At 42.9% G+C, this 17285-nt stretch carries 25 protein-coding genes and 3 tRNA genes; 13 read left to right on the top strand and 15 right to left on the bottom strand.

Annotation, left to right across the window (positions count from 1 at the left end; translation table 11 throughout):
• Positions 1-18: 18 nt before the first annotated feature.
• From WDV74_RS07080 to WDV74_RS07055, 6 genes are read right to left on the bottom strand one after another with little or no spacing between them, the layout of a single operon-like run.
• Positions 19-450: a hypothetical protein gene (locus WDV74_RS07080; protein WP_273571032.1), complete on the bottom strand. Its 432-nt coding sequence runs from the start codon at positions 448-450 to the stop codon at positions 19-21.
• 51 nt (positions 451-501) lie between these two features.
• Positions 502-1659 (bottom strand): conserved phage C-terminal domain-containing protein, encoded by a 1158-nt coding sequence (locus WDV74_RS07075; RefSeq protein WP_338885291.1) that lies wholly within the window; start codon positions 1657-1659, stop codon positions 502-504.
• Positions 1659-1943: a hypothetical protein gene (locus WDV74_RS07070; protein ID WP_074018647.1), complete on the bottom strand. Its 285-nt coding sequence runs from the start codon at positions 1941-1943 to the stop codon at positions 1659-1661. The genes WDV74_RS07075 and WDV74_RS07070 overlap by 1 nt, the downstream gene beginning before the upstream one ends.
• Before the next feature lie 10 nt (positions 1944-1953).
• A complete protein-coding gene (locus WDV74_RS07065; RefSeq protein WP_338885290.1) occupies positions 1954-2163 on the bottom strand; it encodes a hypothetical protein in 210 nt (69 codons plus the stop codon).
• A gap of 19 nt (positions 2164-2182) precedes the next feature.
• Complete coding sequence (locus WDV74_RS07060; protein ID WP_338885289.1) at positions 2183-2638, bottom strand: toxin YdaT family protein; 456 nt, start codon at positions 2636-2638, stop codon at positions 2183-2185.
• A 37-nt stretch (positions 2639-2675) separates the two neighbouring features.
• Positions 2676-2924, bottom strand: a complete 249-nt coding sequence (locus WDV74_RS07055) for a helix-turn-helix transcriptional regulator (protein ID WP_273571036.1) — start codon at positions 2922-2924, stop codon at positions 2676-2678.
• A 111-nt stretch (positions 2925-3035) separates the two neighbouring features.
• Between WDV74_RS07055 and WDV74_RS07050 the strand changes: the two genes are divergently transcribed.
• The 12 genes from WDV74_RS07050 to WDV74_RS06995 all read left to right on the top strand — a co-directional run bounded on the left by WDV74_RS07050 (position 3036) and on the right by WDV74_RS06995 (position 9977).
• Complete coding sequence (locus WDV74_RS07050) at positions 3036-3440, top strand: helix-turn-helix domain-containing protein (protein ID WP_273571037.1); 405 nt, start codon at positions 3036-3038, stop codon at positions 3438-3440.
• An 898-nt stretch (positions 3441-4338) separates the two neighbouring features.
• Positions 4339-4671: a hypothetical protein gene (locus WDV74_RS07045; RefSeq protein ID WP_273571038.1), complete on the top strand. Its 333-nt coding sequence runs from the start codon at positions 4339-4341 to the stop codon at positions 4669-4671.
• Positions 4672-4684: 13 nt separating this feature from the next.
• Positions 4685-4933, top strand: coding sequence for a hypothetical protein (locus WDV74_RS07040; protein WP_273571039.1), 249 nt, complete (start codon positions 4685-4687; stop codon positions 4931-4933).
• A 15-nt stretch (positions 4934-4948) separates the two neighbouring features.
• The gene (locus tag WDV74_RS07035) at positions 4949-6778 is read left to right on the top strand and encodes a hypothetical protein (protein ID WP_338885288.1); all 1830 of its coding nucleotides are present in this window, start codon (positions 4949-4951) and stop codon (positions 6776-6778) included.
• On the top strand, positions 6775-7269 hold the full coding sequence (locus WDV74_RS07030) for a siphovirus Gp157 family protein (protein ID WP_273571041.1): 495 nt from the start codon (positions 6775-6777) through the stop codon (positions 7267-7269). Before WDV74_RS07035 ends, WDV74_RS07030 begins: the two co-directional genes overlap by 4 nt.
• Before the next feature lie 43 nt (positions 7270-7312).
• On the top strand, positions 7313-7492 hold the full coding sequence (locus WDV74_RS07025) for a hypothetical protein (RefSeq protein WP_338885287.1): 180 nt from the start codon (positions 7313-7315) through the stop codon (positions 7490-7492).
• Positions 7493-7505: 13 nt separating this feature from the next.
• A complete protein-coding gene (locus WDV74_RS07020) occupies positions 7506-7733 on the top strand; it encodes a hypothetical protein (RefSeq protein WP_338885286.1) in 228 nt (75 codons plus the stop codon).
• Positions 7733-8323 carry an HNH endonuclease signature motif containing protein gene (locus tag WDV74_RS07015; RefSeq protein ID WP_338885285.1) on the top strand — a complete coding sequence of 197 codons (591 nt, stop codon included), beginning with the start codon at positions 7733-7735 and terminating at the stop codon, positions 8321-8323. Before WDV74_RS07020 ends, WDV74_RS07015 begins: the two co-directional genes overlap by 1 nt.
• The gene (locus WDV74_RS07010; RefSeq protein ID WP_273571045.1) at positions 8316-8507 is read left to right on the top strand and encodes a hypothetical protein; all 192 of its coding nucleotides are present in this window, start codon (positions 8316-8318) and stop codon (positions 8505-8507) included. Before WDV74_RS07015 ends, WDV74_RS07010 begins: the two co-directional genes overlap by 8 nt.
• Before the next feature lie 66 nt (positions 8508-8573).
• Positions 8574-8765 (top strand): hypothetical protein, encoded by a 192-nt coding sequence (locus WDV74_RS07005; RefSeq protein ID WP_273571046.1) that lies wholly within the window; start codon positions 8574-8576, stop codon positions 8763-8765.
• A complete protein-coding gene (locus WDV74_RS07000; RefSeq protein WP_273571047.1) occupies positions 8734-8952 on the top strand; it encodes a DUF4224 domain-containing protein in 219 nt (72 codons plus the stop codon). The genes WDV74_RS07005 and WDV74_RS07000 overlap by 32 nt, the downstream gene beginning before the upstream one ends.
• Before the next feature lie 2 nt (positions 8953-8954).
• Positions 8955-9977 carry a tyrosine-type recombinase/integrase gene (locus tag WDV74_RS06995; RefSeq protein WP_273571048.1) on the top strand — a complete coding sequence of 341 codons (1023 nt, stop codon included), beginning with the start codon at positions 8955-8957 and terminating at the stop codon, positions 9975-9977.
• A gap of 114 nt (positions 9978-10091) precedes the next feature.
• Here WDV74_RS06995 and WDV74_RS06990 read toward each other — a convergent pair.
• The 9 genes from WDV74_RS06990 to WDV74_RS06950 all read right to left on the bottom strand — a co-directional run bounded on the left by WDV74_RS06990 (position 10092) and on the right by WDV74_RS06950 (position 15865).
• A tRNA-Leu gene (locus WDV74_RS06990) sits at positions 10092-10178 on the bottom strand.
• A 6-nt stretch (positions 10179-10184) separates the two neighbouring features.
• A tRNA-Cys gene (locus WDV74_RS06985) sits at positions 10185-10258 on the bottom strand.
• Positions 10259-10263: 5 nt separating this feature from the next.
• Positions 10264-10339: transfer RNA gene (locus tag WDV74_RS06980), tRNA-Gly, on the bottom strand.
• A 142-nt stretch (positions 10340-10481) separates the two neighbouring features.
• Complete coding sequence (pgsA, locus tag WDV74_RS06975; protein ID WP_338885284.1) at positions 10482-11030, bottom strand: CDP-diacylglycerol--glycerol-3-phosphate 3-phosphatidyltransferase; 549 nt, start codon at positions 11028-11030, stop codon at positions 10482-10484.
• 55 nt (positions 11031-11085) lie between these two features.
• Positions 11086-12918, bottom strand: a complete 1833-nt coding sequence (gene uvrC / locus WDV74_RS06970) for an excinuclease ABC subunit UvrC (protein WP_338885283.1) — start codon at positions 12916-12918, stop codon at positions 11086-11088.
• 23 nt (positions 12919-12941) lie between these two features.
• Positions 12942-13601, bottom strand: coding sequence for a UvrY/SirA/GacA family response regulator transcription factor (gene uvrY, locus WDV74_RS06965; RefSeq protein WP_338885282.1), 660 nt, complete (start codon positions 13599-13601; stop codon positions 12942-12944).
• Between the two features lie 349 nt (positions 13602-13950).
• Positions 13951-14352 (bottom strand): GFA family protein, encoded by a 402-nt coding sequence (locus tag WDV74_RS06960; RefSeq protein ID WP_338885281.1) that lies wholly within the window; start codon positions 14350-14352, stop codon positions 13951-13953.
• A gap of 180 nt (positions 14353-14532) precedes the next feature.
• Positions 14533-14895 carry a hypothetical protein gene (locus tag WDV74_RS06955; protein ID WP_338885280.1) on the bottom strand — a complete coding sequence of 121 codons (363 nt, stop codon included), beginning with the start codon at positions 14893-14895 and terminating at the stop codon, positions 14533-14535.
• A gap of 43 nt (positions 14896-14938) precedes the next feature.
• Positions 14939-15865 (bottom strand): DMT family transporter, encoded by a 927-nt coding sequence (locus WDV74_RS06950; RefSeq protein WP_338885279.1) that lies wholly within the window; start codon positions 15863-15865, stop codon positions 14939-14941.
• Between the two features lie 125 nt (positions 15866-15990).
• Here WDV74_RS06950 and WDV74_RS06945 point away from each other — a divergent pair, with 125 nt between their 5' ends.
• Entirely contained in the window at positions 15991-16887 is an 897-nt protein-coding gene (locus WDV74_RS06945; protein ID WP_338885278.1) for a LysR family transcriptional regulator, read from the top strand.
• Positions 16888-17285: the final 398 nt, after the last annotated feature.

Here is a 17285-nt window from a genome sequence, read left to right as displayed (position 1 = left end):
GCATGTTTAAAAAAACGGCTATTCCCTCGATTCCGCTGAAAGTCGCTTGATAACTTCTTTTTCAATCGGTTTAGGTGCTGTCATCACCTGTTTGTAGACTGTCTTTTGAACGGGCGTTTTACGTAATAACACCCGCTGGACATCGCCCAGTGGCATACGGAGCAAAATGGCGATGTACTCTGCTGTTCTGCCGAGCCGAGTGAGTTCATACATGCCCCGGACAATATTCTGGCCATAGTTAAATCGCTTCCCAATGTTGATGCTGGGTTCTGCTGCTGTCACAGGTTTTGCCACTGGAATGAGTTTCGGCTTAGGCTGGTAAGGCTGGCGACTACGTGCCCGTGCTGCTTGATTTAAATCATCAAGAATACGGTCAGTGTGATCGCAGCCATCATCAACAATATGACGGTTATCCAGGATCAGTTTGTTGACATCGTTTTCGTTGTTCATGGGGTCTTACCTCGTTTTTGTTTATCCGCTTTTGGTCAGAAAGTGTTTTAGTTACTGGTCAGAACACGGCTCTTTCGCCGCCTGTTCCGCGGCCTGTTTCCAGATCCCACGCCAGGCAGCCAATGCCGGTACCTCACTCATCCGTCCTAAACCCGCTTTACGCGCAAGTTGCGCTGCCATTTCCTGAATACGGTTCGTCGGTGTCCAGCCGGTTGAAAACAGTTGTCGGAACGTGGCATCGCGCTCCACAGTATCGATGGTGATGGCGGTTTCTCCGGCTTTCAGCCAGCGGCCATTGACACAGGCAGGACGCCCCGCTTTGTCCCACTTGCATGCTTTATCGAAATACTCCGTACAGTTCTCCGGGCCAAACAGGGTCTTCGGGCGTAAGTAATCCCGCATCTTGCCATCATCCCGCCATTTGGTCGTCAGGTAGTCAGTGATGAGCTTCAGGTCGTCCACTGTATAACCATCGCCCAGTCGGGCACGGATATACCCCATCGTGGTTTTGCCATCACGGTAGTTAGAACCGGTCACCTGATTGAAATAAACCAAGACTTGTTGAACTGGGTTGTGGTCGGGTTCCGTGGGAACCTGACAAGAAGAGTTAGTCTCTGTAGTAATCTCTGTAGTAATCTCTGTATTTGTCTTACGTTTCAACGTAGGGGCTATTACGTCTTGACGTAACCCCTCTTCCGTTTCAACGTAACCCCTATTACGTTTCAACGTAACAGGGGGGGAAGAAACAGGCTCATCTTTTGTTTGATAATCACCCAAATCATTAGGGTTGGTTATATTTATTAGTGTATCCACCACCGGTTCGATGAATAATACATTGTTAACAATTCCATTAGCAGTATTAATCTTTCTGAGTTCCAGTGTAATGAATCCATGATCGCGAAGGCGTTTTAGTGCATCCGTAACTTCTCGCTTTGTAAAACCGAATTGATCCGAAAATGATTGATAAGAACGCTGTAATTTATCGCTATGAAAACGCTTTCTAAATCCCTTAAGCTCACCAGTGAGTTCATCTCTGATTTCGGTTGGTCGATACCAATACACAATTTCAGACAACAAAATAATTGCTGTGCTATCCGGTTTTCCTGATGGGAATTTTATAAATTGCCACCAAACAGCCGGAATAACGTTACCAGTGATATTTATTTTACCTATTTCACTCACTACAGGAGTAATGTTCTGCTTATCCATTACACTAATTCCTGTAATTCATAGGCACGAAAAGGCTCTGTTTTTACTTTTCCATCAGTGATGGTAAATATTTTTCTTACCTTTATAATACCATGATTTTCAAGGTTTTTAGTTTCTCTAAAAATAACCATGGAATGACAACAACAAAAATGTGCCATGTCTTCATGAGAAATGATCCTTTCTCCAATACCGTCCATATTTCCGCTATTGAGAATTTTCAGCAATATCAAACGATGAATAGGATTTTCAAATGAAAGCTGATTAATTTTTTCCAATATACTCATCTCAGCCTCCTCATTTTTTAGCGATAGCACAGCATGCCTTCTGATCTTCATCAGATGACAGATTGTCAGTGCTCAGTGTTGATTTATTTTTTTCATCATTGACTCGCATCGCGAGAGCCGCTTCCTTACGGCTTTCATAGATGGGTAAAATTTCTTCACGTGTGGCGGGGTTACCGTTCAGACGAAAGCCGTCACGATAGGTAATCGTATCGATTATCATTGGTCTTGCCTCTTATGTTTTAAACGTTGGTCAGACGCGGTATTGCATTTAATGCTGTTATCGCATTCATTATTTGTCGTGACATGTCACGGCCTCCTAAAAGCGTTTCACTCATTGCCGCAGCAAATTCTTTGATCGCAATTGATGCAAGATAATTCAAATTATCTTCATTAGTCAACCTCGCTCGTCGCTCTACCGGCAATGCTGCTTCTATCGCTGGCAACAGTTCCGTGATCTTACGTTGTGCCGCAGTCGTATCACTGCGTAACCACCGGAAGATCTGTTGGCGGTTATTATTGATGGCTTTCCAGTCCGCATTCCCTAATGCGTCTTCAATCCGGTGTAACCGGGATTGAGAACCACCGCGATACAGCAGGAAATACATACGACTGACTTCAATGGCTACATGCTCCTGACCTCTCTCCATGGCCCAAGCCTCAACTTCGGCTCTGAGCGTATTGATATCTTGCTCCACGATTTGCGTCTCCTGTCGCAATGTTGATTATTGAAAATCAGATTTCTACAGACTGTGTTGATAAGCTACGTCTTATCGAACGTTCTCCAGGAGGGAAAATATCATCAAGAGAAAATTCACCACCTAGTTCATTTAGTGCTAACACAATTTTCCGGCATGAGTCTAAATCAGGTTTTCTAATACCAGATTCATAGTTGCCAATTCTAGATTGTGACCACTTAAGTTTTTTAGCTAATGCAAATTGAGTAGCTCCGACTTGTCGTCTAGCGTCCGCAATTTTGTTCATGTTTGTCTCCACTTACTTAATTTAAAATCAGTTAAACACAAATCGTGTTATTTGTAAACACAAATCGTGAAAGCGGAATAACACGGTATGTGTTAAATAATGATCATGAAAATGAGTAATCAAATTGGTGCGCGTATCAAGCGCTTTAGAGAGCAATTGGGATTGAGTCAAGCAGCCCTGGCAGAACGCTGTGGTTGGTCATCCCAATCTAGGATAGGTAATTATGAGTCAGGCTCACGCAACGTCAGCGCTGACGATGCAGTGATCCTGGCAAATGCCTTAAATGTAACTCCAGCCGAGTTAATGTTCGGTCCAACTGATTGTGCGAACTTGCCCATGTCTTGTACAACAGAAGAAACCAAACTCACTCCGCGACAAAAAATACTCTTAGAGTTATTTGATGAGCTACCGGATAGTGAAGCTGATCAGCTCTTAAAAAATCTTGAGGAGAAAAAACAACATTATAATCAGCTACTAGAAGAATTATTACATAAAAGAAACCAAAAGAAAGCATAGCACATATCGTTTGCTTGATTATCAATCTATTAAATTATATAAATTTTAAATAATTTCAATAAATGGAAAATCAAAATTTATTTTTTCTGAAAATTTTAGCGTTAACTGATGTGACTATGGCTTTCGCAAGGATTACTTTCTAAAAGAAGGTCATTATTAACCACAACACACCACCCGCTAGGGTGGTTTTATTCATTATTTCATAAATCCAATTCGATTTTTATCCACCTTCCAAATTTAAAATAAATAGCTTAATCATGTACATAGATAATCATAACAAGAAAAATCACATTTCGTGTTGACAACAAAAACACGTTATGTGATTATGATTACATCAACAGCAAACAGGCAGGACGCCCACGAAGTAGCCGCTACCGGCATATGAAGAGGTAGATGATTTGCTCAGACAATACGGCACAGCAGCCGTTTAGGTTAAGTGTTCAAGACCAAATTTGCAGTTTCAGTTGTCATGGAGGAGGAGAACCGCAGCACTCATCGCGACCTGCCATGATTACCACTCGATGACAACTGACTTTTATCTCAACACCAGGGGATACAGTCAGAAAGAGACCAATCACCATTAGCGTGATGCACCAAAGAGGCAACTAAACCGGTCGTCAGCCTTGACCAGGGTAAAGCGACGCTGGATAGCGTAACCAGCACCTTTTAGTTCGGAGACCATCGTCATCTACATGATGATACGTAAGAGGCAATCAATAACCTGACAGCCCGGAAAGACGGGCAACTTATTACAGACGTAAAAAAACCCACCGAAGTGGGTTCTTTTACCCCGGGTCGCCGACCAAAGCTACCGGGTTTCTTAGAGCGGAGACCAATCCGCTCAAAGAGGCAAGACCAATGATAACTCATCGATCCACGACAATATATAGGAGTTGCTATGAAAGCACAACCCAAGACTCTCAAAATTACCCTCTATGTGTATGCCAAAGAAGGTTTTGACCGACAGATTGAGTTCACCACGTTCACCAATGAACCTGTGAACACTACCTTTTGGGGGGCATTAGTTTCTCAGCATGACGTGGAAATCACGCTCCCGTCAGTTAATAAGTCTGATCTCATCCAGGCGCAGATCAACGCACTTAAGGCTGAAAAAGAAAAAGTACTGTCCCATGCGCAGGTAGAAGTGAACCGGATTGAAGACCACATCCAGTCGCTCTTATGCATTGAAGGTAAACCGGTTTCTGCTTCCGATATGGAGCTTCCTTATTAAACCCGGGTGAATTATGCAAGACATCAATGACGTGATTGAAATGATTCTGGATGCAGGCTTAGCGGCTGTTGAGCATGAAAATAACTGTGATTCCGTGAAAGGGGTAACCCATATTTCCATTCTTGGTGGAAAGCGGCGGGTGGAGTATTACCCGACAACGGGGATGGTTTACTCAAATCCTGTCAAGGATCTTTATTCCGCTGTTCGGCTTCCCAAAGCCGGCATTCGAAAAGCCATCAGACTGGCTAAAACAGGCAATTAACAAGAGGCAAGACCCATGACAACTTATGTTTGTGTATTTGAGCCGACTCCAGCGGCTCAACAGGGCGGTGCGATATCTTTAGCCATCGCGCTTGAAGCCAACTCCATCAAAATGGCGAAAGCCATGGCCATTGTGAATTTAGGTGAATTCTATCCTGATGATATGGATAAATTTAACACCGATAATCCCATTATTTGTGAAGATCGGGTCGGCTCTCCTCGCCCACCCGTGGGTAAATTTGATGAGAAGTTTGCGACTGAATATGAATTCAATGGCACAACCTGGCAGGCTAAAAGCCTCGAACCGGCTCAAACCCCAGCCATTAACAAACGTGATTTTGTTCATACTTATGCCACCCTGGATTTAGAAATCGCGCTGGCATTACTGGACGGGGATTTTCATTGCTGGGCGGTTATGTCACACAGTTTGACGGCCGCTAAACAACTCATTGCAGATAACGATAAAACATGGCGTTGGTGGTCTATGGCGTTTCGTATCAGAACGGATGCTTTATCTATCCCACGCGAAACAATTTTCAAGATAGTTCGCGAAGGTAAACGGCGCCCTGAGTTTTTGAGAAGCTTTAACAACATGAAGGCATTTTTGAACCACGCCTTAAGTGATACCCGCATCGCTGAATTACAGGATGCGCCTGACGAACCGGCATCAATACCAGAAACCTCATCAGAGAACGGCACTGTCAGTGAAGTTGAAACCCAGACAACGCCCGAAATGAAAGCGGAAAAAAGCGAAACTAAACCCCGTAAAACCAGAAAGACCAAACCAGCCAAAAAGGAGACTGTACCGGAAACCGAAGAAGTAGCGCCAGAAACTGAGAAAGCCGCACCAGAAATCGAGGAAGCTGCACCAGAAACTGAGAAAGCGGCACCAAAAACCGAGGAAACCGCACCCAAAACGGCGGCCAATGATGAAATCACTCCATTATTGCCAGTCAGTGGCCAGAACGCCAGTAATGATAATTTCCAGCACCGTGCCGATCTGCTCGAAGAAACCATCAAGGCACAGGGTAATCAACAGCAGGCCAATCTGCGTATCTGGAAAGCGGTTCAGCGTACCGATCCGCGTTTTACCAAGCCACTGGAAGGGATGGGTTATAGCGGTACCAGCATCAACAGTAACTATATGCTGATGCGAGCCACTGAAATATTTGGCCCAATTGGTAAAGGCTGGGGCTATGACATTCTGGAAGAAAAATCTATCGACGGCATTCCCATGACTGAACCCGTTCTGGATGAGCGTAATAAACAAATAGCCACCCGTTTTTTGCGTGATGGTGATGGCTCATTAATTTTTACCCAGAACCATTCTATCAAGATTTTATTCTGGTACGCAGATGAATATGGCGAACGTGCATCATTCATCAGTTATGGCGCGACACCCTATCGTTACCAATCAAATTATGGACCAAAAGCAGACGGTGAAGTGCTTAAGAAATCCCTGACAGACGCCATCAAAAAAGCCTTATCCATGCTTGGGTTTAGCGCCGATGTCTTTATGGGGATGCACGATAACCCAGAATACTTGGCTGAAAACAAAATTGAATTCGGTATCAAAGCCGCCAGTGATAAAGCCGAAGATCTCACCCGTTTACGTAAGGAGCTGGACGAGAAGTTTGCACGCAACACCGAAACCATGAAAACGGCGATCACTAAAAATGAGCTGAGGGGCATTGCATCCACACTGACCCGTGAAATCGACGTGCATCTCAAGAACGCGAAGTCACTCGGTGACAAAGAGTATGAACGCTATCTATCAGGCCGCTTACGCCGTTTAACTGAAATCGAAAAAGACTGTTTATCTAAACTGGAAGAGGCAAACTCATGACCACTGCGATTGCATTAGCCGCCGACTATGATCAGTTGCAAAAATTGATAGCAGCCGGTGAATTTTCACCGGAAGCCATCGCCGATACCCTTGAAGGTCTTGAGGGTGAGTTAGGTGACAAACTGGATACCATCATGATCCATGTCCGCAATCTTGAAGGGCAGGCCCGAACGCTGGACGATGAGGCCAGGCGACTGACTGAGCGCAAAAAATCCTTTGAAAGTCAGGTTAAACACCTCAAGAAATATGTGCTGGATTGCTTGCTCAAAGCCGAACTGAACAGCCTGAGAACCACGAAAAATACCTTCAGTGCGCGTCAGGGTATCGCCAGAGTCATTATCGATAATGAGATGTTATTGCCCGATGAATTAGTGGATGTGCAGACCATCACCGCACCGGACAAAAAAGCGATTAAGGCGGCTATCGAACGCGGTGAAACCATACCGGGCGCACATCTCGAAATTGGGGAAATAAGTTTGCAGGTTCGTTAACCATCAATTTATGCCCGATGATTCGGGCATTGAGGAGCACATAATGGCAGCAAGACTTGAAGTCAGTATCTTTTATAACGAAGAAATCGGGCAGTGCGAAGTGACCTGGTCGGCGGACAAAACCGAAGATTTTGCCCCCATGGAAAAGGCCGCCCTGGAACAACTGAAAACGGCCTTGGTAGGCCAACTGAATTCCGTCCACCGTCATGGTCAATTACATTGAGAGGGACAGTACGATGAAAAATAATCTGGAAGATCTGCATAATCATCTGTTTGCACAGTTAGAACGCCTTTCTGATGAAGCGCTGAAAGGTGAAGAACTCGAAAACGAAATTGCCCGTTCAAAGGCGGTTTCGGCTGTCGCCAACCAAATTGTGGAAAACGGCAAACTGGCACTTACGGTGCAAAAGATGTTGGGTGATAACGAAATTCAGTCCGCGCCCAAATATCTGGAGGTGAAATAATGGCGAATTTTGTCTATACCCCGGCAATGGAAGCCTGGATGCGGCAACATTATCTATTACGGCTGGGTAATCTCACCGTCGCCTTTAACCGGCAATTTAATGTGATTCGTTCCCCTGATGCCATTAATGCACTGCGAAAGCGATTGGGATTAAAAACAGGCCGCAGCGGTTGTTTTGTGAAGGGTCACACTCCGGCCAACAAAGGCGCAAAAGGGTTAACCGGTTCAAATTCAGGATCATTTAAGAAAAATAACCGTCCCCATAACTCTCTGGTTATTGACAGTGAAGCCGTGACCAAGGACGGTTATATCAAAATAAAAGTGGCTGAACCCAATAAATGGAAACTGAAACATCGGGTAGTTTGGGAACAACATCATGGCCAGATCCCCAAAGGCGGCGTGATTAAATTTATCAATGACGATAAACAAAACTGTGCGATTGAAAACCTGATGCTGATATCGCAACAAGAGAACGCGGTCATTAACCGGTACTATGCAAATGCCTCCGCTGAATACAAACCGACCACTGTTCAGCTCGCACGGATAAAGATGGCCATTAGAGAGAAAACAAGAGGCAAGACCCATGCTTAAACATCAACATAAACGTTACCAGCCCATCAGACTTACCCTGCCTGATGGAACCAGCGGCCAAGTCATCACTGACCGCCGCTGCGCCGTCTTCTACGACTTCCCGCCCGAAGTCAAAATCGAGCCGGTTGACAACCACCAGAAGGCAGAGGCCGACAGTTTATTCCTCACCCGTAAACCTGATTAAGCCTAATCAGAAATCTGGTCACGTAATGCATAGCATGATGGGACATCCACCGAACGGAGCACCATCATGCAACCCTGGCAACCGGGACAACAACTATTAACTGACTTCGATATCAAACTGGGACGATTAGCCGCCAGCATCAAAAATGCGCCCTGTGATCAGGCAGAGATTACCCGCGCTTGTGACACCGCTGATCTGCTCATTTTATCAATGATGAGGCAAGACCATGAAAAACCACTGCGACATTATCACCGATGAAGAAATGGAAGAATTGACTGGGTATCAAGTTCCCTCCAAACAATGCGAGGCACTGGCCAAACATGGCATTTTCTTTATTACGCGCCAAGACGGTAAACCCCGAACAACCTGGAAGCATTTTAACCACCCCATGATTGCCACCCGTTACTCTAAGCCTGCCGAAGAGCCCGATTTCGAGAACATGTAATTATGGCCAGAACAAGGAAGAACGCCGCCGATGCCAAGTTACCCAAACGGGTCTATCGGGGAAAAACCAAATTTGAATTTCATCCAGCCAGAGGGGGATCGATTTCCCTTTGCCCTCTGGACGCCCCGCTTTCAGTTATCTGGGCGGAGTATGAAAAAATTATCTGTGACATGTCACGCGAGGAAAACACCGTGTCAAAATTAATCAAACAATTCCTGGCTTCAGCCACGTTTCAGGATCTGGCGACAGACACCAAAAAAGACTATCGGAAATATGCCAACAAGCTGATCCCTGTTTTTGGGAGAATGGCACCGGACAATGTGAAACCTGAGCATGTCAGAAAGTATATGGACAAACGCGGGCTGAAGAGCAGGACACAGGCCAACCGCGAAAAAACTTTCTTGTCCCGGGTCTACAAGTGGGGCTATGAGCGTGGAATGGTCAAAGGTAATCCGTGTAAAGGCGTGCAGCAATACAAGGAAAAAGCGCGGGAACGGTATATCACGGATGCGGAATATCATGCACTTTATTCCGTTGCCCCTACTGTCGTTAAAGTAGCGATGGAGCTGGCTTACTTGTGCTGTGCGCGGCAAGCCGATGTTCTGTCACTCACCCGCGCCCAGCTAATGGAAAACGGGATCTTTATTCGCCAGGGTAAAACCGGCAAAAAACAAATTAAAGCCTGGACGAAACGCTTAGAAAATGTGGTGAAGCTGAGTAACACACTCATAACTGATCCCGGTATTGTCAGCCTGTATGTAATTTGTCAGGCCAAAGGCCATAAATATACCCGCGATGGTTTTAACAGCCGCTGGAAAAAAGCCAGAGCCGCCGCAAAAGAGGCATTTCCTCATCTGGATTTTAATTTCACTTTTCACGACTTAAAGGCAAAAGGCATCTCCGATCTGGAAGGTACGCTGGCCGAAAAACAGGTAATTTCGGGTCATAAAAACATTACCCAGACCGCAAGATACAACAGAAAAATTGAAGTGGTTCCGGTTGTTGGCGGCCAACACACGGGATAATATTAGGAAAGGATATTAGGAATTTATTAGGAATGTGATTTGTGTCATGAAAAAAGCCACCGTAAAGGTGGCTTTTCTGTTCCCTAACTTGATGTTTTATATCAAGTTTTAATTTGGTGCCCAGGGCGGGACTTGAACCCGCACAGCCTTAAGGCCGAGGGATTTTAAATCCCTTGTGTCTACCGATTTCACCACCTGGGCTAAATTTGGAGGCGCGTCCCGGAGTCGAACCGAGGTAGACGGATTTGCAATCCGCTGCATGGCCACTCTGCCAACGCGCCTTTCTTGGAGCGGGAAACGAGACTCGAACTCGCGACCCCGACCTTGGCAAGGTCGTGCTCTACCAACTGAGCTATTCCCGCCTTTCCGAACCGCTTGATTTACTTAACTTGTTTCGTAAATCTCATGTGCCGTTCGATGCGTTGCATTCTACTTACTTCACGAAATGAGTCAACACAATTATTTATAAAACTCGTTCGTTCGATGATTTTTGCGTCATTCGGATCAACTTTCACGCAAATCGTCCCATGCAGCGCTCAAATATTGAAACATTGACCAGAATGTCAAGACCGCAGCAACGTATAATAGGATGAATCCCCCTACTTCAAGTTCAATGCAAGGACGCCATAATAAGGCAACCAATGCCGCCATTTGTGCCGTAGTTTTTATTTTTCCCATCCAGGAAACAGCTACACTACTGCGCTTTCCTAATTCCGCCATCCACTCACGCAGAGAAGATATGATAATCTCACGAGCAATCATCGTCGCAGCAGGTAGCGTGATCCACCACGTATGGTAATGTTCTGCAATCAGTACCAACGCAATAGCTACCATCACTTTATCCGCCACCGGATCAAGAAATGCCCCAAAACGCGTCGTCTGTTTCCACAACCGGGCAAGAAAACCATCAAACCAATCTGTTGCAGCAGCGATAATAAAGATAATGGCACATACCATCGGTGCCCATTGGAATGGCAAGTAGAATGCCAAAACAAAGAATGGAATTAAGGCAATACGAAATAGAGTAAGCCATGTTGGAATATTTAATTGCATAATGCTTAGTAATATCTGGCTAGGTTAAATTTATTAGTATGGTGCATCAATACTTCTAGTGTTTCAACGCATTATAGATTTTTTCTGCCAGTGCATAAGAAATAGAAGGCACTTTTGCGATCTCTTCTACACTTGCATTGCGTAAAGTCTGTAATCCACCCATATATTTAAGTAACATTTGTCTACGTTTTGGCCCAATACCATCAATCGACTCCAATGTACTGGTCTTTTTCACTTTTTCCCGACGCTGACGATGCCCTGTAATGGCATGGTTGTGAGATTCATCACGAATATGCTGAATAACGTGTAATGCAGGTGAATCAGGAGGAAGTGCAATCCCTTCTCCTTCCACTTCAAAAAATAGGGTTTCTAGTCCAGCCTTACGATCACTGCCTTTCGCAACGCCAATTAACTTAGGATACTTTTTATTCCATTCAACTTCCAAAGAGTCGAAAACTTCAATCGCACGCGCAAGCTGACCTTTTCCACCGTCAATAAAAATGATGTCAGGGATTTTTGTCTTATCAATAGCCTTGCTATATCGACGACGCAAGACTTGATTCATCGCAGCATAATCATCCCCTGGAGTAATACCTGTAATATTATAGCGGCGGTATTCTGTACGAACTGGACCATTAGCATCAAAAACAACACATGATGCGACAGTTTGTTCTCCCATCGTGTGACTGATGTCGAAACATTCCACACGGTGGATTTTTTCAGAGCCGACAAATGTAGCCAATGACGCTAATCTCTGATGAATTGTCGATTGTTGGGAGAGTTTGGTTATCAAAGCTGTCGCAGCATTAGTGCGTGCTAATTTTAAATAACGCGCCCTATCGCCTCTTGGCCGTGCCTGGATATAGATTTTCCTGCCCAATATTTCAGCAAGTGATCTTTCTAATAGTTCTTTCTCAGGCAATGCAAAATCCAACAAAATTTCTGTTGGCAACGTCCTGTTTTGGCTTCCTTGGAGATAGAATTGACCAAGGAAAGTTTGCACTACTTCATCTAATTTCGTATCAGCCGGAATTTTGGGGTAATAACTTCGGCTGCCCAATATCTTACCCTGACGGATAAATAAGACATGCACACAGGCCATTCCTGCCTCAAAAGCGACGCTAATAACATCAAGATCATCGCCTTCTCCGGAAACAAATTGTCGTTCCGTAACTTGCCGTACTGCTTGGATCTGATCGCGATAACGGGCTGCTTCTTCAAATTTAAGCTGTTGACTCGCTTTTTCCATTTTTGCAACCAGTTCATCCAATACTTGCTGATCTTTCCCCGCCAAAAACAGGCGAACGTATTCAACTTGCTGCTGATATTCTTCATCTGTTACAAACCCCTTAACACAAGGAGCCAAGCAGCGCCCAATCTGATATTGCAAGCAAGGCCTTGAACGATTGCGGTACACATTGTCTTCACATTGGCGAATAGGAAATAGTTTCTGCAATAAAGCCAAAGTGTCGCGTATTGCATGAGAATTAGGGAATGGGCCGAAGTATTCTCCTTTTGTATGCCTGGCGCCACGATATAAGGTTAAACGAGGGTGGATATCACTACTCAAGAAAATATAAGGATAAGATTTATCATCTCTCAGTAATACATTGTAGCGAGGCTGATACAGCTTGATGTAGTTATGTTCAAGCAGAAGCGCCTCTGTCTCTGTGTGGGTAACGGTGACGTCTATCTGAACGATATTTTTCACTAATGACTCTGTTTTACGGCTACTAACTTGTGCCCTAAAATAGCTAGATAAGCGTTTTTTTAGATCCTTAGCTTTACCAACATAGATCACTGTGCCAGTGATATCATACATGCGGTAGACGCCCGGCTGACTGGTAACTGTTTTTAAAAATGCCTTTGAATTAAATAGTTCCGCCATAACTGATCACCCATCAAATCTTATTACCCACCGTGAGTTACCATATTTTGCGCATCAAGCAATCCACAACGTATTGCCATATGGGTCAATTCTACATCACCTTTGATATTTAGTTTACTGAACATCCTATAGCGGTAACTATTCACTGTTTTTGGGCTCAGATTAAGCAATTCAGAAATCTCATTAACTTTGCGACCCTGAGTTATCATTGTCATGATCTGCAATTCCCGCTCCGAAAGTTCATCCAGCGGATTTTCTTTTGCGGGTGATAACTGGTTGAGTGCCATCTGCTGGGCAATATCCGGGGAAATGTAACGCTGGCCTGCATAAACAGTCCGAATTGCATTGATCATATCCTGAGGAGCGGCAGCCTTGCTCAAATATCCCCTGATCCCTGCTTGCATCACTTTTGTGGGTAAAGAGCTTTCAGTATGGATAGTCAGCATAATCACTCGTATATCAGGTGAATAACGGATGATTTTTTTAGCCGCCTCCAACCCTCCTATACCGGGCATTCCCATATCCATCATGACAATATCCGTGCTGTTTGATCTACACCATCTGACCGCATCTTCTCCACTACTGGCTTCTCCTACAACTTTTATCCCTTTTATATCATCAAGGACGCCTTTCACACCAATGCGCACCAGTTCATGGTCATCAACTAATAAAACATTAATCAAACAACATCTCCACTAACGTAATATCCACAATAATGATAAAATTAATAAACTCCAAAACAAAACGGACACGTTGAGTCTATCTTTATGATTTTCATAAGATAAATTGACAAAAAATAACATTTTCTCACGAGTGAGAGAGAAACCTTTTGGATGAGATAACAGATTATACTAACATTAGGGCAAAACAGAAAGAGAATTGTTACATATCAATGAAATAAAATAAATATATAACCAATTGATTTTATTCGCTATTTTATTAATTAACATATCTCTAATCTCTATATTATTTAGAGTAATCCATTTTAATCCAGAACAATATGAGGATAATACTTTCCCCATATTGCAATAATTATTTAAATAAATTAAGGACATCTGCTTTAGTTAGCATAGGGGTTTTTTCAACAAAGTTATAATATGTTGGCTTACTTTCCACATAAATTTGGCGAGATAATTTACCTGAATGACTATTCTCAAACAAAGCAACTGGAACATAATAAGCGCTTGGTTGATGCAGGTGGTAAAAAAGATGTGTTCCGCATTTGTTACAGAAAGCGCGTTCTGCCCATTCGGATGACGGATATGTTGAGATATTTTCAGCTCCTTCTATTTTTAGATCATCCTTACAATCCACAGATAAAAATGGACCTCCATTCCATTTTTGACACGTTTTACAGTGGCATACGTTAATATCTTCAATGCGTTGATTGGTGTTCACACTTACCGCACCGCATAAACAATGACCTTTATTCATTACTTAACTCTCTATAATAAGTTTATAGGGGGAAATTTTATGTCTGAGATCGAATAAATCTACCACTATATTTCATTAAAAATACCCTATTCACTACAATAACTCTCTAATTTTTAGCCATACAAATAAGTTCTGGAAACTTCAAATTATGGCTTGATAGACAGCAGGAAAATAAGTTATTTATTTTTTCATATCTTCATTATCCTCTTCATCATCAATATGCCAGCTGTGCAGTATTCGGTGGACAAAAGGCGTCACCACCATACCCACTGCAATAAAAAATATAGCTTGAAGGAACAGTCCATAAATGGCCGCAAAATATTTTCCCACGGTACTGACGGGTTCAATATGCAAGTTTTGCGTTCCAATCATTGAAACTGAATTTAGTATTGCATCAGGAATAGCATGGCTTTCTATCAAGAAAAAGCCCAGTACACCAGGAATAATACCGATCAGAAATATAATGAATGCATGTAAAAGAAAGCGCAGTATCCTTAAAATAAATCGGTCAAAGCTAATTAATTTATCAGTAAATTTTTCCATATCAGATCTCCACTAATAAATTAGTTACCATGGTGATTGTATGCTAGTTTTTATTTTTATCAATGTTAATGAGCCGAATATTACTCAATATTCCCTGCCCCAAGAGCACTCCCACAATAGTGACAACAACGCCAATTAATTGTGGCAAGCTGGGTATATTTCCCATTATTAGCTGTATCATGAGTGCAAACATGGGAACCAAGTTAAAAAATACCGCCGTTTTTCCTGCTCCACGAATAGCAACCCCCATATTCCAAAAAAGATAGGCAATAGTAGAACCACCAATACCTATATAGAAACAGGCCAAATGGCTTTCAAATGTTCCTGAAGATAATGCAGTTATTGGCGATTCCACAAAAATCGCAATAAACACTAATATGATCGCACCAAAAAGCATTGTCCAGCTTGTAGTCGCCAATGGCGTCGCATCTTTGACAAATACCCGTATTCCCACTGTGTAAATTGACCAACCAAGACTTCCCATAAAAATGATTATATCGCCGGCTACTATCTGAGAGACACCTCCCAAAATCAATTCACCGTTGGTAATAACTAAAGCAACTCCCAACAAACTGATCGCCATACCAATGACTCTCATTAATCCAGGTAACCGACGATTTATAATCGCTTCCAGAATGTTGGCAGAGATAGGCGTCGTTGCCACAATCAAAGCCGCCGTGACAGGGTTGGAACTTTGAAGACCAACAAAAAATGCCCCATTAAATCCCGCCACACCAATCGCCCCAAGAACAATAAATGCCCACCAGTTTTGCTTCAAAACCTTGCCGTGAATCCCCTCTTTCCATGCAAAAAAAATAAAAATACAGATAACTGCATAGAAAAAACGCTCAGCAGAAGCTGTCCACGGTGGCAAACTCGTCAGTGCAAATTTTGTTACCTGAAAATTTGATCCCCAAAAGAATGTTGCAATTAACGTTAGCACTATCGCTAACTGTGAAGTTGTTTTCATATTCATTACCCTATCTTGATTGATCTTAAATAAAATAATTCTTGGTAAAATCATTGTGGCATCTTTTAAAATTGAAATATTTAGGCAGAATTGGTAATCAAATTTTCAGAAATGGAAAATAAATCGTGCAATCACTTATTTGGGATGATATTCGAATATTCTTGGCAATAGCGCGAGCAGGAACTATCAGTAAAGCGGCTGAGCTTCTTGGTATTGGTGTGGCAACGGTATCGCGAAAAATCGAACGCCTGGAAAATACTTTCGGAATGCCATTATTTTTGCGACATCAAACAGGTTATCAACTAACAGAAGATGGCGCAGAACTATTGGAAAAAGCCAAAGTCATGGAAATGACAGCAAATTCATTTCTGTTTGAAGCCGATCTACGGGCAACTATTGCCGGCAATGTACGCCTTGCAACACTTGAAACACTCTCCAATTATTTAATTATGCCAAACTTGCCGACCTTACAAAAAAATCATCCAAACCTGACATTAGAAATTACAACGGATAATTACACAGTAAACCTTCACCGCCGTGATGCTGATTTAGCTCTTCGTATCATCAGACCGGAACAAGGCCATGTCAATGTCCGACAACTAGGAACGCTGGGGTTTGGTCTTTATGGAAGTGAAGCCTATTTAGCCACCTGCACTTCCGATATATTTAGAGGTGAATACAACGACGCTCATTTTATTGGTTGGACAAGTGAATACTCACAATTTCCTTCCGTTAACTGGCTTAAACAAGCCTTACAAGGACGTTCTCTTTCAGTCGCAACAACTTCGATTTGTTCTCAAATTGCAGCAGCAACTGCGGGTCTGGGATTAGTTGTGCTGCCTCATATTGCAGCCAATGGTGCAGGACTTACGTGTATTTCGCCTGATTTAGGCATAGATAAACCCATCTGGCTTGTTATTCAATCTGATTTGTCCCATTCCCCCAGGATCCGGAAAGTGGCAGATTTTTTGGCCGATATCGTTTTTCAAAATCAGGAGAAACTGTCAGGACGGTCACACTAATAGTGCATACTATAACATTCAACATAACCAACAGCGGCATACTTGATTGGATAAGCGATAAGATAGCCATCTAATTTCAATCTGGAATCCTGTCTAATCAATTGCTATCGACCAAGCTTCCGTTTAAGATTATGTTAAGATGTTAAATATGAATAAATCTTTTCTATCCGATTCTGGGATTCTTGTTAAAACAAGTTAACAAATCTTCTGATAATAAATTAATTAACTGAAATAGAAGTAAAAATACCCCAACAAAAAATCTCAAAAATAAACCAAACAATTTAATTTTCAGCATCCTCTGGCTCAGTTGCCCTTATTATAATTTCCATACTCACCTCTTTTTTAACTTGTTCTCTTTATAACTGCCTGATAAAAAATGTAAATAGCATGTTAAGTGT

The organism is Xenorhabdus sp. TH1 (assembly GCF_037260955.1).
GTDB lineage: Bacteria > Pseudomonadota > Gammaproteobacteria > Enterobacterales > Enterobacteriaceae > Xenorhabdus > Xenorhabdus griffiniae.
This window is presented reverse-complemented; position numbering and strand designations above follow the sequence as displayed.